This window comes from Pseudomonas sp. P1_F1_2 (assembly GCF_056405815.1).
Genome location: NZ_JBFUBK010000026.1, coordinates 1 through 15,016, shown reverse-complemented (window position 1 = coordinate 15,016; position 15,016 = coordinate 1). Strand labels below are relative to the sequence as shown.

Here is a 15,016-nt window from a genome sequence, read left to right as displayed (position 1 = left end):
TCCTGTAGGGGAAGGGGGATCAGGCCAGCGAATCGCCTCGGCGAGTGGTGGCCGGTTCGGTGCTGTCCAGGCCAGCAATCCGCGCCGCGGATTCACTGTCCACCTGATGCAGCGACTTGCCACGGGTTTCACGCGTCAGCCCGACGGCAACTATCGAAATCAGCGCGGCGCCGACCAGGTAGAAAGCGATGGGTGTCGAACTGTTGTACTTGTTGAGCAGGGTGAGGGCGATCAGCGGGGCCAGCGAACCGGCGAAGATCGGCGCCACCTGATAGCACAGGGACAGCGCGGTGTAGCGCACGTGGGTCGGGAACATCTCGGCCATCAGCGCCGAGTAGGGCGCATAAGTCATCGATTCAATGGCCAGGCCCAGGGTAATGGCCGCCATGATCAGCCAGTTGTTGCCGGTATCCATCATCGGGAAACCGATAAAACCCCAGAACGCCGTGAGCACCGCGCCGGTCAGGTACACCGGTTTACGCCCGACCAGGTCAGACAGATACCCCATCAGCGGGATCAGGAAGAAGTGCAGCAAGTGCGCGCCGAACATCAGCAACAGGATCTGTGACGTGTCCTTGTGCACCACCAGTTTCAGGTAGGTGATCGAGAACGTCACGACGGTGTAATAGAGGATGTTTTCGGCAAACCGCGCACCGATACCGACCAACACGGCGCGCCAGTGGTGACGCAACACTTCGACCACACCCAGTTGCTGATGCTTGTTTTGCGCCTGCCGGGCCTGGGCTTCCTTGAAGATCGGTGCGTCATCGACGCTGGTACGAATCCAGTAGCCGATCAGCACCACCACCGCCGAGAACCAGAACGCAACGCGCCAGCCCCACGCGAGGAATTGTTCTTGCGACAGGGTCGACGACAACAGCAACAGGGCGAGGGTGGCCACCAGGTTGCCGGCCGGGACACCGGCCTGCGGCCAACTGGCCCAGAAGCCTCGACGATTGTCCGGACAATGTTCGGACACCAACAGAATCGCACCGCCCCATTCACCGCCAAAAGCGAACCCCTGAATCAACCGCAACAGCACCAGCAACACCGGCGCTGCATAGCCGATCTGATCGAAACCGGGCAGGCAACCCATCAGGAACGTGGTGATGCCGACCACCACCAGACTCAGTTGCAGCAGACGCTTGCGGCCGAATTTGTCACCGTAGTGACCGAACACCAGGCCACCCAACGGACGGGCGAGAAACCCGACGGCGTACAAGGCGAAAGCGGCGAGGATGCCGTCGACCGGGTTGCCGGTCTGGCGAAAGAACAACTGGCCGAAGACCAGTGCCGAGGCGGTGCCGTAGAGAAAGAATTCATACCATTCGGCGACGGTGCCGGCCATGGCGGCTGCCACGACGCGCTTGAGTCCCGAGGGTGTGGTTGCGCTGGACGAGCTTGGGGGATTGGACATGCTGACGTTTCCTGTGGGGGCGCAAAAACAGGCAGCCGGTTCGGGCCCCTAAGGGCCCGCCCGGCAATCACTCAGAGACCGACGTCCGGCAGCTCCGGACGGTTGGCCAGGGCCTTGGCCATGATCTGCTCGACGAACACGCGGTCAGCTTCCGGCAGGGCCAGGCGTGGTGGACGGGTCAGCGCGCTGCCGCGACCGGCGATGGCTTCGCACAGCTTGATGCACTGCACCAGGTCGGCACGGGCGTCGAGGTGCAGGATCGGCATCAACCATTCGTAGATCGGCATGGCTTCGGCGAAGCGACCGGCCTTGGCCAGGCGGAAGATGGTTTCGCCTTCTTTGGGGAACACGTTGGACATCCCCGAGACCCAGCCTTCGGCGCCCACCGCAATGCTTTCCAGCACCACGTCGTCGAGACCGGCGAACAGCACAAAACGATCACCGACTTCATTGCGCACGTCGATGAAACGGCGCGTGTCGCCAGAGGAGTCCTTGAAGCACACCACGTTGTCGCAGTCGGCCAGGGATATCAGGATGTCCGGGGTGACATCGTTTTTGTAGATCGGCGGGTTGTTGTAGACCATCAGCGGTACGTCGGCGTTTTTTGCCACGTAACGGTAATGCTCGGCGGTTTCGAACGGCTTGGAGCCGTAGACCAGTGCCGGCATCAGCATGACGCCGTCGACGCCCACACGGCGTACTGCGTTTGCGACTTTGGCGGCGGCCACACTGGTGAACTCAGCTACTCCGCAGATCACCGGAACGCGACCGCGAGCGGCGTCGACCGCGACTTCGGTCACGGCGATTTTTTCTTCGGCGGTCAGCGAGGTGTTTTCCCCCACGGAACCGCACACCACCAGGCCCGACACGCCGTCACGGATCACGTTGGAAATCACCTGATGGGTTTTTTCCAGGTTGATGGAAAAGTCGTCGTTGAATTGAGTGGTCACCGCGGGGAAGACGCCACTCCAGTTAATGCGTTTGCTCATTGTTGCCTCCGATGGGTTCGTTCGTATTTCGTATACGATATTGCAAGTGAGTAAATTCGGCTAGCGCTTTTTTCGGGTTTCAAGGGGTTTTTGCTAGCCGTTGGTCAGTGTTTCGACGGCAGGGATCAGGCGCCAGGCCAGGTGTCAGACAGTCGGTAGCCTTGTGGCCATGGATCGCTCGGATCGAGCAGCAACTGATGAGTCCCGGTGATCCAGGCTCGTCCGGAAATACACGGGTAGATCGCCGGTCGACCGGCCACCTCCGTCAGCGAATCGATGCGGCAGTGGAACTCGGAACCGATGATCGAGCGGCCAATAAAACGATCGCCCACCTGCATCAAACCCTTGGCTTGCAACACCGCCATGCGCGCCGAGCAGCCGGTGCCGGTGGGTGAGCGGTCGATTTTGCCGGGTTGAATCACCACCGCATTGGCGCCGGTGGCGATGCCGTTTTCATGGACGATGGGCGCGGCGATCTGGCAGAAGGAAATGTGCGACCACTCGGGGTTCAGCGGATGTACGAAGCCCAGTTGTTCGTTGGCCGCCCGGGTGATTTTCAGCCCGGCCTCGACCAGGTCAGCCGCCTCGTCGGGACGGATGGAGAACCCCAGGCGCTTGGCATCGGCGATCACAAAACTGTCGCCACCGTACGCAGTGTCAACTTGCAGTGAGCCCAGGCCTTCGACTTCGATCCACGCATCAAGACGGTCAGCGAAGGAGGGTACGTTCTTGATTTCCACCCGCTCGACCTTGCCATCGCGGCAATCGGCGACGGCCTCGATCAGCCCGCCCGGGGCTTCGAGTACCAGCCGGGTTTGCGGTTCGGTCATCGGCAGAATACCGGTGTCGAGCAACACCGTGGCGACACACAGCGAGTTGGAGCCGGACATCGGTGGGGTGTCTGCCGGTTCCATGATGATCCAGGCCATTTGCGCCCGTGGGTCCTTGGCCGGCACCAGCAGATTGACGTGGCGAAATACTCCCCCGCGTGGTTCGTTGAGCACGAAATTGCGCAGGGTTTCATCCCGGGCGATCCAGCGTGATTGTTCCCAGACGGTGGCGCCTGGTGGCGGGGCAACGCCCCCAACGATGACATCGCCGACTTCGCCTTCGGCGTGGCAGCTGACGACATGTATGACTTTCGATGAGCGCATGACTTGATCCTTTTGTTGCCTGTTAGGGCCTCATCGCGGGCAAGCCCGCGATGGGCCATCCGTTACTTCACCGATTTAAGAAACGCCGCCGTTTCCGCATGCACCGGGTTGCCGATAACTTGCTCGGGCGTGCCGATCTCGTGCACCAGGCCATTGCGGAAAAACGCCACGCGGTCCGACACGTCGCGAGCGAAGCGAATCTCGTGGGTCACCAACACCATGGTCATGCCGTCTTCGGCGAGCATGCGCATGGTGTCCAGCACTTCGCCCACCAGTTGCGGATCGAGGGCCGAGGTGGCTTCGTCGAACAACATGTAATCCGGTGACATGGCCAGGGCGCGGGCGATGGCCATGCGCTGCTGCTGACCGCCGGACAATTTGCCGGGAAAGGCCTTGAGCTTGTCACCCAACCCCACGTGGGTCAGTTGCCGCACCGCCAGCTCCTCGGCTTCAGCCTTGCTTTTTCCGAGGACTTTGCGCGGCGCCAGCATCACGTTCTCCATCACGGTCAGGTGCGGAAAGGCGTTCCATTGCTGGAACACGATGCCGATCTTCTGCCGCAGGCGATTGAGGTCGGTGGCGCTGTGGTGAACCTCGACACCGTCCACGCGGATATTGCCTTTCTGAATCGGCTCCAGGCCGTTGATGCACATCAGCAGGGTCGACTTGCCCGAGCCCGAGCCACCGATGATCGACACCACTTCACCCTTGCTCACGGTCAGGTTCACGCCCTTGACCACCTCCAGGTTGCCGAAGGATTTGTGTACGTTGTCGATCTCAATCATTTTCTTGCCACCTTCTTTCCAGACGAGCGCCAAGGCGGGCAACCACCAGGCTCATGACGTAATAGATGAGGCCCGCGATGCACAGCACCAGCAACGGTTCCTGGATGCGGGTCACGATGGTTTGCGAGGCGCGCAGCAACTCGACGATGCCGATCCACATCACCAGCGCGGTGTCTTTCATCACACCGAGCACGAGGTTCAGCCAACCGGGAAACGCTACGCGCGTGGCGATCGGCAAGACGATCCAGCGCAGGTCCTGGAAGAAGCTCAGGCCCAGCGAGCGACTGGCGCGGCGCACGGTAAACGGCACCGCGAGCACACCACCGCGCACGATCTCGGTGAAGTACGCGGCGGCGTAGACCCCGAGCACGATGCAGCCAACGCTGAAAGCGCTGATGTCCAGACCGACGATGCTCTTTAGCGAGTTGAACAGCACAAACTGAATCAACAGCGGCACGCTGCGAAACACGTCCAGCACCCAGGCCAGTGGCAGGCTGGCGCGTGGCAGCAGCGCCCGCAACAAGCCGAACACCAACCCGGCGACAGAGCCGAGGATGATCGACCAGAACGTCAGTTGCAGAGTGACCCAGGCGCCATTGAGCAGAAACTGCAGGTCATTCCAGGAAAAACTGGTGGTAAACATGGTCAGGTCCTCAGTAACGGAACAGCCGCCAGGCCATCAGCCGGGCCGTCGCGACGATCGCCTTGGCAATCAGGTAATACAGCACCGCGGCAATGGCGAAGTATTCGAAGGTGCGGAACGTCTTGACGTTGAAGTCCTGGGTCACCCCGGTGAGGTCATTGTTCAGGCCGACAATCACCCCCAGCGAGGTCATCAACACCGCCCATACCATTTGATTGCTCAACGGGTAGAACACGATCCGCAGCAACTGCGGGACGATGATCATCCGGTAGGTCTGGAAGGCACTCATGCCCAGCGATCGCGCGGCCCGCACTTGTGTGCCGGGCACAGCCTTGAGGCCGCCGCGGAAGTTTTCCGCGAGGTAGCCGGCGTTGTTGAAGGTGATCCCCGCCAGCAGGGCGAACCAGGAGCTGACATGCAACTCCAGTGAGCCAAGGCCGAAGTAGAGGACGTAAACCTGAAACAGCGACGGGGTGTTGCGGGCGATCGACACCCAGCCGTTGCCGAAGCCGCGCAGCACCGGGTTTTTGGCTTCGCGCATCACCGTCAGGGCCAGGGCGATGAGCACTCCGAAGATCATCGACAAGGCGGCGGTTTCGAAGGTGACCACCGCCCCGGCGAGCATGTCCGGCAGGGCGCGCAGGGCCGAGCGCCATTGGAAGGTGTAATCAAACATGCGCGGTGTTCTCCAGGTGGACAGCCGGTTGCAGCCAGGCGGGCAAGCGTCCGCTGGCCGTAGCGCTGCAGGCTGCATCGACGCATTCGGCAAGGTTGGCGAAGTGCACCTTTCGACCGACCAGGCCGGGTGCGTAATGGGCGTATTTGCCCGAATTGGTCATCAAGGTTTTGGCGTCCAGCGGGATCACCGGTTCACCGAGCATGCACCAGCAGGTATCCGTGACGAGGGTTGCGCCGAAGGCTTCGATCACGCTGATGTGCCCAGCCTCGCGCGCCTGCTCCAGCACCGCGCGGCCGCAGGTGATGGCAAGGACCACGTCGGGATGCTTGACCCGGTTGCGACACAGTCGCGCCAGGTGAGCGAACTCGCCGAGGGAAAAGTGCGGATTGCCCAGCGAGACCACATCCACCCGGTTCTCACGCGCACTGTTGAGCTTGCGCCAACTGTGCAGCAGGTCCTTCAGGCAAATGGTTTCCACCGGCAGGGTTTGATCCGGCTCCAGAACCTGTGCCGGGTCGAGGGCTTCCGGGGTGACACCGGCGATATGGAACAACGGTGCGGCAGAGGTGGTGGCAAACGCCGCGCCGAAGGCTTTCAGGTCATCCAGGCTTGGCGTGCGCCGTTCCAACCCGTACACCAACGGAATCCGGCTGCCCGCCAGCGCGCCAATGTGATAGCCCAGCAACGGATAGAACGCGTCATCCAGTTCACCCAATGCGGGTAACTCAATGTGCAAACGGGCTTTGCGTTGAGCGTCCAGATGGCAGCCAATCAAGGGCGCGCGACCGGTCAGGGCGATGCAGATATCCAGGTAGTCCGGGTACTTCAGCGTCCGTGCACCGAGCACACTGTTGGCGTAAACCACAGCGTTTGATTCGGCCCAGACGATCTGTTCACCGGCCTTCGGCGCGCTGTCCAGCAGGTAGGGCGCACAGGTAAAGCTCAGCTGCGCCCCCATTGCCATGTAGGCATCACCCAAAGCGCTGGCCGGTACGCCAAGCGCGGGATCGATGCCCAATTCTCGCCAACGACGCTGGTCGACGGAGATTGAATTGAGGGTCGTCGGCACCCGCACTTTTGCGCCCCACTGCACCAACTGTTCGGCAAACCGCAGGCTGGCCGGGCCGGTATAGATGCAGCCGTCGATGTGCGCTTGAGTGACATCCACCAGGCATCGGGCACCTTGCAGTTCGGCCATGCGCAGGACGATTTGCATGGCAATTTGTGCCGCCTTGCCATGCTCACCATCGAGCAGCGCCCGGTCGAGTTCAGTGAGCTCGATCGAGGCGCTTGTTTCGACGGTTTGCGATGAATTTTCGAGTGCCTGCCAGGCATCGCCGGGCAGGTGTTCGAACAGTGTCACCGATGAATTCTCGACCCGGGCAAACGCCTTGCCGCGCAAGGCGGCGAAGGCCTCCTGACCGATGCACAGCACCGGCAGGGAACGCTCGAAAATGGTCTGTGCCACCAGCACGCCCAGGGTCAGGATCTCATCGGGTTCGGCCAGCACCAGTGCGGCCGGTGCGTGACCATTACTGATCAACTCCATCAGGACACTGCTGCCAGTGCACGAGCCGCGACCGCTGGGAATGGCCAGCACACGACCGGCCAAATGCTCGCCGCTGAGCGGGTGATGACGGTCGATGACCTCACCGCTGAACGGGTCAACGCCGCCCCAGAAACTCAGCCCGACATCGGCGAACAGCWGGGCGCCTTGTGCGGCGCCCGCGACCAGACTGCGACCGGAAAGGGAAGTGGCCCCAGGCATGCCGGACATCTTAGTAGTAGACCTTGGGCACGGTCAGGTCGGAAGGCTTGATCTCGGTGCCGACCCATTTGGTGAACAGTTCCTCGTAGCGGCCGCTACGGACTTGCTGGTTGACGAACAGGTTCAGGTAGTTGAGCAGGCCATACTCGTTACGCTTGGCACCCAGGGAGACATAGTCAATGGTGTACGGTGCGTTACCGGCGACCTTCAGGTTCTTGTATTTGCCCGACTTGATGGTGGCGGCGGCCACGGTATTGGTGACGACGGTTGCGTCGATGTGGCCCTGAGCGACGGCCAGCAACGTATCGTTCTGCGACTGATAAGCGCGGAAGGTGCCGCTGCCCCAGTTCTTCACGTCTTTTTCCAGGGCGATGGCTTCATAGGTGCCGCTGGTGTTACCCAGGGGTTTGCCTTTGATATCGGCGAAGCTGTTGATGCCGGTGTTGTCGCGGGTCAGCACCACCATCTGGAAGGCAAAGTACGGCACGGTGAGGCCGACAGTCTTGGCCCGTTCCAGGGTGTCGGAGGTTGACGCAACGATCACGTCGGCGCGCCCGGAGATCAGCGCCGGAATGCGGTCAGGGAAGGGGGTTTCAACCACTTCGGCTTCGACCCCGAGGACTTTCGCCAGGTCGCGGCAGTAGTCCACGTCGAACCCGGCCGGGTTGTTACCTTCATCGCGGAACCCCATCGGCGGGAAGTCCAGGGTCACGGCGCAACGCAGCTTGCCCGAACCGATAATATCGTCGAGCTTGTCAGCCTGGGCGGTGGCGATGAAGGAAGTGCTGAGGACAGCGCTGAGGGCTACGGCAAATGCGGGGTTTTTCATAGAGGCCTCGTTGTGGTTGTAGTGTCGTCAGATATCGTATTGGGGATTTCGTATACGATATTAGCAATAGCAATGGACGTGCCTGTTTTCCTCCCGAGACCAGAATTAATTTCCAGCCCTTGAATCAGACGGGTTGCGCGACGATGAGTCGGTAGAGGCGAGAGGGTGCGGATCAGGAAGGTGTTACAGAAGGGAGCACAGTCGCCCCATGACGCGCCTTAAAGGAACACCTTAACGGCGGCTGTCGCGGTATTGGCTCGGTGCCAGGCTAGTCAAGGCGCGGAACTGTCGGCTGAAGGCACTGTGGTCGGTGTAACCACAGCGCAGGGCGATCTCTGTGATGGGCAGGTCGGTGTGCAACAACAGCCGCGAACCTTCTTCCAGCCGGGCCTTGTGAATTATCTGCCGTGGCGTGAGCTGGAACACGCGTTTGCAGTGGCGCTCCAGTTGCGCCACGGAATACCCGGCAATCGCCGTCAATTCGGCGAGGCTGATAGGGCGGGCGAAATGCTTGCGGATATGCGCGTCCACCGCAGCGAGTTTCGGGAACGCCGGATGGCTGGACTGGGGAAGTTGCAGGTCGCGGGAGATGCCCGCCAGGCCAACGATGCGGCCCTGTTCATCGTGCAGGGCCAGTTTGTGGGTCAGGCACCACATTGGCTGATTGCCGAAATACAGATGCAGTTCGAGTTGATCGGCCAGTTCGCGCCCGGTGGACAGCACGCGCCGATCCTGTTCGGTGTACAGCGGGCCGTAACGCTCGGGAAAGACCCTGTCGGCGGTGAGCCCAAGCAACTCGTCAGGGTGTTTGAAGCCGCAACGTCGGGCCAGGGTCTGGTTGACGAACGCGTAGCGGGCCTCGCTGTCCTTGATGAAAAACACCACGTCGGACAGGGTGTCGAGCAGCGGCGCAATCGGCTGCAAGCTGCTCAACAGGGTTGGCAGGTCACAGGGTTTGAACGTCGTGAGCGAGGCATACATGGCGCTGGGCGTCTGGTGGCAATGCCGAGGATCATAAAGACTCGGGCCGGCTATCGAAAGCCCTGGCCCGGTATTCAAACGGGCGGGTTGTCGTCCAGGCACAACAAGGTCTCGATCCGTGCCGGGCTGAACGGCGGGCGTGGCACCGAGGGTTGCCAGCCGAACAAGTGCTGCAAGGCGCCGCCACACACTCGACCCTGACAAGCGCCCATGCCGCAGCGGCTGGCCAGTTTGGCTTCGCGCCAGTCCGCGTGCCCGGCGAGCCCCGCGTAGGGTACGTCTTCGCAGCGGCATAGCAGGGTGTCGGGTTGTGCCAGCGACTTGAGTTGCGGGCCGAGCGCGAATGCCTGGTTCAGCGCATTGGCGAATCCCTGCCACCGCGCGCGCCGAGAGAACAATGCTTGAGCCGCCTGACGGTCGTCGACCGCTGCGTATCCCGCAATCGCACCTTCGACCAACGCCAGTTCACTGCCACCGAACCCCGTGCATTCTCCTGCGGCATAGTGATCAACGCGGCGGGTGGCTTGCCAGGTATCGACCGCGAGGGCGTGGCCATCGAGATCACAGCCCAGGGCCTGGCCAATTTGAGTGTTGGGGATCAGGCCGAAGCCACAGGCCAGGCGATCACATTCCAGTTCGACGATTTTCCCTTGCTGTTGCAGGCGTATGCCTTCCAGCCGCTCGGTACCCAACGCCGCCAACACGTGGGTGCCGGTGCGGTAATGGCGATCGAACAACGTGAACGACTGCAGCAGTTTGTTGGGCCAGCGCGGCAGTTGTGCGGCGAACCCGGCGACTGCCGCCGTTGAAGCCTGCTCGGCGATGCGCAGCACCCGGGCACCCTTGTGTTTTGCGGTCGCGGCGCTGGCCAACAACAACGGCCCGCTGCCGGCGATCACCACGCGTTCGCCCTGTACCGGCAGGCCGCCCTTGATCAATGCCTGAAGGCCGCCCGCGCCTGTTGCGCCGGGCAGTGTCCAGCCGGGGAAGGGCAGCAGCAACTCACGGGCGCCGGTGCACAAAATCAGTTTGTCGTACGCAATCAGCCAGCCACGATCAGCATCTTCGACCAATAATTGTTTCGGCCCGGAGCAGGCGATCACCCGGGCCCCGGAATGGACGCGGATGTTGTCGCAGCGCTGTAATTGATCACGCAGATCACGGGCCAGCGTCGGCAAATTGGCCTGAGGCCCGTCGCGCCAGATTTGTCCGCCCGGCGCGGGGTTGTCGTCGAGCATGACGATACGTGCACCGCCAGGCGCGGCGGCGAGGGCGGCGGCCATACCGGCAGGGCCGGCACCGATAATCAGCACGTCGGCATATTCGCTCATGTGCGTGTCTCCACTTGCATGCCGTCACGGCACAGTGTCTGGCAGGCCAGACGGCGTCGACCGTCGATGGTCACCCGGCATTCCTGGCAAATACCCATGCCGCACAAGGGCGCGCGGCGTTGACCACTGACCGAAGTCCGACTGCAACCGTCGCTTCCCAATGCCAGCGCGGCCGCGACACTGGTGCCCTCGGCAACGCGCAGGGAACGGCCATCGAGCATCAATTCAGGCATAAACGGGCTCTCCCAGAAAACGCTGCGGCAGATATGGATGTGCGGCGAGCGGCGATGTTTCGTTGAACAGTTGCGCGACCAGCAAATCGGCCGTGCCGGGGGCCGTGGTGACGCCCAGTCCTTCGTGGCCGACGGCCAGCCACAGGCCCTTGCGCTTTGGGTGCTGACCCACCAGCGGTAAGCCGTCGGGGCTGGCGGCGCGAAAGCCGGTCCAGGCGCGGATGCCATTGAGCTGCGCCAACCCCGGCATGTATTCGATCGCACGCTTGAGCATTTTGGCGAGCATCCAGCCTTCGACCTGCGGGTCAGTGGTGCCGAATTGCCGCGAGGCACCGATGAACAATTGCCCGGTTGGTCGAGGTTGAATGTTGCAAGCCGTCGAGGGGCCCGAGGCGTTATGGGCACTGGTGACATAGCCGAGCTCCACCAAGGTGTGCGTGACCTTGGCGGGGTAGCGGTCGGTGATCAGCAAGTGGCCTTTCTTCGGTTCGATTGGCAATTCCGGGCATAACTCGTTGGCCTGAACGCCGTTGGCCAGAATCACGGCTTCGGCACTCAGCCAGCGACCGTCATCCAGGCGTACACGGTTGCCATCGACTTCACTGACTCGCGCCCGCAGCTGCTGGATGTTCGTCGTGTCGAGCATCCAGTTAGCCGTCGCCGGGGCATAGAGAATGCCGTCGCCATTGATTAACAAACCGCCTTCCAGGCCCTCGCGCAACTCGGGTTCGCGCTCGCGCAACGCACGGCGGCTAATCAGTTCACAGGCAACGCCTTGAGCTTGAAGGTTCAGGTATTTGCTGTGGGCGACCGTCATTTCTTCGGCGTTGGCCGCCAGCCAGAGGGTGCCGTTGCTGCGGTAGGCGCAGCCGTCGGGCAGATCCGGCCCGTGTTCGCGCCAGCGTTGCAGGGAATATTGACTGAGGGCCAGTTCAGCCGGGTTGTCGTCCAGGACCAGCAGGTGACCCATGCCTGCCGCTGTCGCACCGGGGATGCCGGCGTCCACCACCAGCACGCGCAAGCCACGGCGGACAAGCGCCTGGGCACAGGCGGCGCCGATGATGCCGGCGCCAATCACGATCACATCGGCGATCAGGCCTTCACTCACGGGCGAATGCCCCAAGCGAATGGATCGTCCTGTTCGATGATCAGGCTGGCTTCGGCGCTGATGTAGGCACGACCGCGAATCGTCGGCACGATGCGCTCGCCCTGAAGTTCGTATGAACCCTCGAACTCGCTGCCGATGACGCTGGCCTGGCGCCAGATCTGTCCCGGCTGCAATTTGTCGTCAGCCGCCAGGCACGCCAGTTTGGCACTGGTGCCGGTGCCGCAGGGTGAGCGGTCGTAGGCTTTGCCGGGGCAGAGGACGAAGTTGCGACTGTCGGCGTGTTCGTCATCGGCGAACAGCTCGACGTGATCGATCAGCCCGCCGTCTTCACCGCGAATGCCCTGGGCTTCCAACGCTTGCTGCACGGCAAAGGTATACGCGGTCAATGCATCGAGGTTGTCACCGGCCACACGCAGGCCATGCTCGGCGATCAGKAAAAACCAGTTGCCACCCCAAGCCACATCGCCGACCACCGTTCCAACACCTGGCACTTCGAGCGCCAGCGCCTTGCGGTAACGGTAAGCGGGCACGTTGCGTACGCTCACTGAATGGTCTTCGTGCAGCGTTGCCTGCACTGTGCCCACTGGCGTTTCGATGCTGTGTACGCCCGGGCCGATCTTGCCCATATGGGCCAACGAAGCCACCAGGCCAATGGTGCCGTGGCCGCACATACCCAGATAACCGCTGTTGTTGAAGAAGATCACGCCGGCACACGCGGTCGGATCGACGGGCTGGCAGAGCAGGGCGCCAACGAGTACGTCGCTGCCCCGTGGTTCGAGCACACACGCGGCGCGCCACCGATCATGCTGCTCAGCCAGCCGCTGCCGACGTTCGGCCATGCTGCCGGAACCCAGGTCGGGAAAACCTGCCGTCACCAGGCGGGTAGGTTCGCCGCCAGTGTGGGAGTCGATCACGCTGATTCGTTTCATAACAGGGCCACGTCCGTTCAGATGAGTGAACGAAAGAGTGGCCCGTGCGGGGGGGCGCCGGCTTGATGGTTTTATCCAGCGCCGATGACGATATCGGCACAGTGCGGCGAGCGGTTAGTGATGGTGCGGCAGGTGCTCGAACAGCGTCTTGCAGACCCCGGCAATGTGCTCGTCGAGCAGCTTCACCGCCAGGTCCACGTCGCCGGCGCGACAGGCCGCCAAAATCTCCCGGTGTTCATGATCGGCGCGATCCTTGCCGGCCGAGAGGCTCATCTGCATGCGCAGGTAACGCTCCAGTTTGTCGTTGACCGAACGAATCAGGCCGACCAGAAACGGGCGTTGCGCCGGTTCGTAAAGGCAGGAATGCAGTTCCCAATTGAGCTCGGCCCAGCGTCCCACGTCATCTTCGCCGATGAATTCCTGGCAGATACGTTCGGCACGGGCGAAGGTTTCTTCGGTCATGTTAGGGATGGCCAGGCGCAGCACTTTGTCTTCGAGCAGCATGCGCACTTCGAACATCTGCGCCAGTTCTGCGTCGGACACCCGCGTCACCATCGCCCCGCGATTACGCTGGAACATCACCAGGCCTTCAGCCTCCAGGCGCTTGAGCGCTTCGCGCACCGGGATCTTGCTGACGTTGAACTGCCGCGCGATGTCGTCCTGGCGAATCGGCTCGTCCTCGTCAAAATGCCCGGCAACGATTGCGTCCCGCAGATGGCGAGTGATGATTTCCGACGTCGAAGGCGCATTGCCAAGGTCTGGAGCATTGAATTTGGTTTGGGTCACGGCGGCGGTCGTTCGGAATGAATTGTAGATATGGTATACGAATTTTGCCGGGTGTTGCTCAACCGCACTGTCGATGGCAAATGGCTTACGCAATGGGTCTTGATCATGGAAATCGAGCAGGTGGACGACCGGCAACAAGGGGGGAGGAGGGATAACTACAATCCCTGGACAGGCAGAGCCCTCAACCAACCGGCTCGGCCGTACAGCTTACTTCCCCGGCACCAGGCTTCTGGAAATAGACCCCGTTTTCGTTTTGCCGAAAGCTGTAGTTCCCCTGGTAATTCTTGCCGGTGTATCGGGTTTCAAAATCACTTTGCACCTGGCTCAGGGTGATCGAGGAGTTCGCCCATTTCAGGTAAACCACGCCTGGCTGCGTATTAAAAAATGTCGCAGTCATCAAGTCGCTAAGCCCGGTACAACGGAACGCCTGGGGGCCTTCGGTCAGTCTGTCTGGATCCTTGGTTCTCACAATGGCCGAGCCTTGGCGGAGCTGATACGCACGTTCGGCATAACTGCGGATCACGCATGCCTTGGACTCCGGCCCGGAACCACACTGGTTGCGGGCCTCGATCCAGAACTGCTGGTCGATCATGACTTTGTTTGCGGGCGGCACCGAATGCTCATCCGTGAGCGCCAGTCGATAGAGACGCATCAGTTCAATATCCATTTGCGCCAGTTGCGGATCGCGGCAGATGAGTTTCTCGACGGATGCTTTTGTGTCGGCGCAGTCGAAGCTGGTCTTGAAGGTGCGCGCAGGTGACGCAGCATTCGCGCAGGAGATCGTGACCGCGCATACGCTGGCAACATGCAAGCAGGTGAAAAGGGCCGTGAGCGTTTTCATGTTGACGTCACCCGGATCATTTTCTGTACGGGGCTTTTCTGTACGGGACTATAACCTCAAGCGAGAGAAGTTCCATCCAGCCACATCTTAACTGAGCGATGAAAGTGGGGGGGCTTCGCTGATTTTAATGATGTCTGGCTATTAGCGTTACAACAAAACAGTCATTGGGCTTTTACAGTTAATTATTGTTTTACTTCGACGCTTTATAACTATTGGGTATTGGCCTTTGGCGGCAGCCCTTTAAGTTCAGGTGCTTATAGAACTAAAAATATCAATAAGCCATTAGCTAAAGATGGAAATGCTTGAATTTGCGTAATAAAAAAAACGATCTATAGCTATCCATACCTTTCGGATCGTGGGCTGTCAGTTCCCATAAGAAATATGAACTGCGTCCAGGTCGTCAACGGTTTCCGGGCAGTGGATGGGTTCGGATGTAGTTGTGTTGGTTGTGAGGCGACGTTGTATCTGCCTCTGAAGGGATTTGGCCATCAACCTCCTGCATCCAGCCCGGAAAGGATCCGTCATGCCTGCCCAACTCAGCTA

The 15,016-nt window shown here is 61.1% G+C and carries 15 protein-coding genes; all 15 read right to left on the bottom strand.

Annotation, left to right across the window (positions count from 1 at the left end; genetic code table 11):
• Nucleotides 1–19 precede the first annotated feature (19 nt).
• The 15 genes from abaF to AC1D2P_RS10130 all read right to left on the bottom strand — a co-directional run bounded on the left by abaF (nucleotide 20) and on the right by AC1D2P_RS10130 (nucleotide 14,473).
• Complete coding sequence (gene abaF, locus AC1D2P_RS10200; RefSeq protein ID WP_046027191.1) at nucleotides 20–1,417, bottom strand: fosfomycin efflux MFS transporter AbaF; 1,398 nt, start codon at nucleotides 1,415–1,417, stop codon at nucleotides 20–22.
• A 71-nt stretch (nucleotides 1,418–1,488) separates the two neighbouring features.
• Nucleotides 1,489–2,406: a dihydrodipicolinate synthase family protein gene (locus AC1D2P_RS10195; RefSeq protein ID WP_046027192.1), complete on the bottom strand. Its 918-nt coding sequence runs from the start codon at nucleotides 2,404–2,406 to the stop codon at nucleotides 1,489–1,491.
• 125 nt (nucleotides 2,407–2,531) lie between these two features.
• Nucleotides 2,532–3,560, bottom strand: a complete 1,029-nt coding sequence (locus AC1D2P_RS10190; RefSeq protein WP_109787170.1) for a trans-3-hydroxy-L-proline dehydratase — start codon at nucleotides 3,558–3,560, stop codon at nucleotides 2,532–2,534.
• A gap of 62 nt (nucleotides 3,561–3,622) precedes the next feature.
• Nucleotides 3,623–4,345: an amino acid ABC transporter ATP-binding protein gene (locus AC1D2P_RS10185; RefSeq protein ID WP_046027194.1), complete on the bottom strand. Its 723-nt coding sequence runs from the start codon at nucleotides 4,343–4,345 to the stop codon at nucleotides 3,623–3,625.
• Complete coding sequence (locus tag AC1D2P_RS10180) at nucleotides 4,338–4,988, bottom strand: amino acid ABC transporter permease (RefSeq protein WP_046027195.1); 651 nt, start codon at nucleotides 4,986–4,988, stop codon at nucleotides 4,338–4,340. Before AC1D2P_RS10180 ends, AC1D2P_RS10185 begins: the two co-directional genes overlap by 8 nt.
• A gap of 10 nt (nucleotides 4,989–4,998) precedes the next feature.
• Nucleotides 4,999–5,664 (bottom strand): amino acid ABC transporter permease, encoded by a 666-nt coding sequence (locus AC1D2P_RS10175; protein WP_046027196.1) that lies wholly within the window; start codon nucleotides 5,662–5,664, stop codon nucleotides 4,999–5,001.
• Nucleotides 5,657–7,435 (bottom strand): cis-3-hydroxy-L-proline dehydratase, encoded by a 1,779-nt coding sequence (gene lhpI, locus AC1D2P_RS10170; RefSeq protein ID WP_477811416.1) that lies wholly within the window; start codon nucleotides 7,433–7,435, stop codon nucleotides 5,657–5,659. Before lhpI ends, AC1D2P_RS10175 begins: the two co-directional genes overlap by 8 nt.
• Nucleotides 7,436–7,445: 10 nt before the next feature.
• Nucleotides 7,446–8,264, bottom strand: a complete 819-nt coding sequence (locus AC1D2P_RS10165; RefSeq protein WP_046027197.1) for an ABC transporter substrate-binding protein — start codon at nucleotides 8,262–8,264, stop codon at nucleotides 7,446–7,448.
• 231 nt (nucleotides 8,265–8,495) lie between these two features.
• Nucleotides 8,496–9,245, bottom strand: a complete 750-nt coding sequence (locus AC1D2P_RS10160) for an AraC family transcriptional regulator (RefSeq protein ID WP_477758323.1) — start codon at nucleotides 9,243–9,245, stop codon at nucleotides 8,496–8,498.
• Nucleotides 9,246–9,319: 74 nt separating this feature from the next.
• Nucleotides 9,320–10,576, bottom strand: a complete 1,257-nt coding sequence (locus tag AC1D2P_RS10155; protein WP_477758322.1) for an FAD-dependent oxidoreductase — start codon at nucleotides 10,574–10,576, stop codon at nucleotides 9,320–9,322.
• Nucleotides 10,573–10,809, bottom strand: coding sequence for a (2Fe-2S)-binding protein (locus AC1D2P_RS10150; protein ID WP_109787173.1), 237 nt, complete (start codon nucleotides 10,807–10,809; stop codon nucleotides 10,573–10,575). The genes AC1D2P_RS10155 and AC1D2P_RS10150 overlap by 4 nt, the downstream gene beginning before the upstream one ends.
• The gene (locus AC1D2P_RS10145; protein WP_477758321.1) at nucleotides 10,802–11,917 is read right to left on the bottom strand and encodes an NAD(P)/FAD-dependent oxidoreductase; all 1,116 of its coding nucleotides are present in this window, start codon (nucleotides 11,915–11,917) and stop codon (nucleotides 10,802–10,804) included. The genes AC1D2P_RS10150 and AC1D2P_RS10145 overlap by 8 nt, the downstream gene beginning before the upstream one ends.
• Nucleotides 11,914–12,846, bottom strand: a complete 933-nt coding sequence (locus AC1D2P_RS10140) for a 4-hydroxyproline epimerase (protein WP_477811415.1) — start codon at nucleotides 12,844–12,846, stop codon at nucleotides 11,914–11,916. The genes AC1D2P_RS10145 and AC1D2P_RS10140 overlap by 4 nt, the downstream gene beginning before the upstream one ends.
• A gap of 114 nt (nucleotides 12,847–12,960) precedes the next feature.
• Nucleotides 12,961–13,632 (bottom strand): GntR family transcriptional regulator, encoded by a 672-nt coding sequence (locus AC1D2P_RS10135; protein WP_046027847.1) that lies wholly within the window; start codon nucleotides 13,630–13,632, stop codon nucleotides 12,961–12,963.
• 181 nt (nucleotides 13,633–13,813) lie between these two features.
• On the bottom strand, nucleotides 13,814–14,473 hold the full coding sequence (locus AC1D2P_RS10130; protein ID WP_223525364.1) for a lysozyme inhibitor LprI family protein: 660 nt from the start codon (nucleotides 14,471–14,473) through the stop codon (nucleotides 13,814–13,816).
• Between the last annotated feature and the right edge of the window lie 543 nt (nucleotides 14,474–15,016).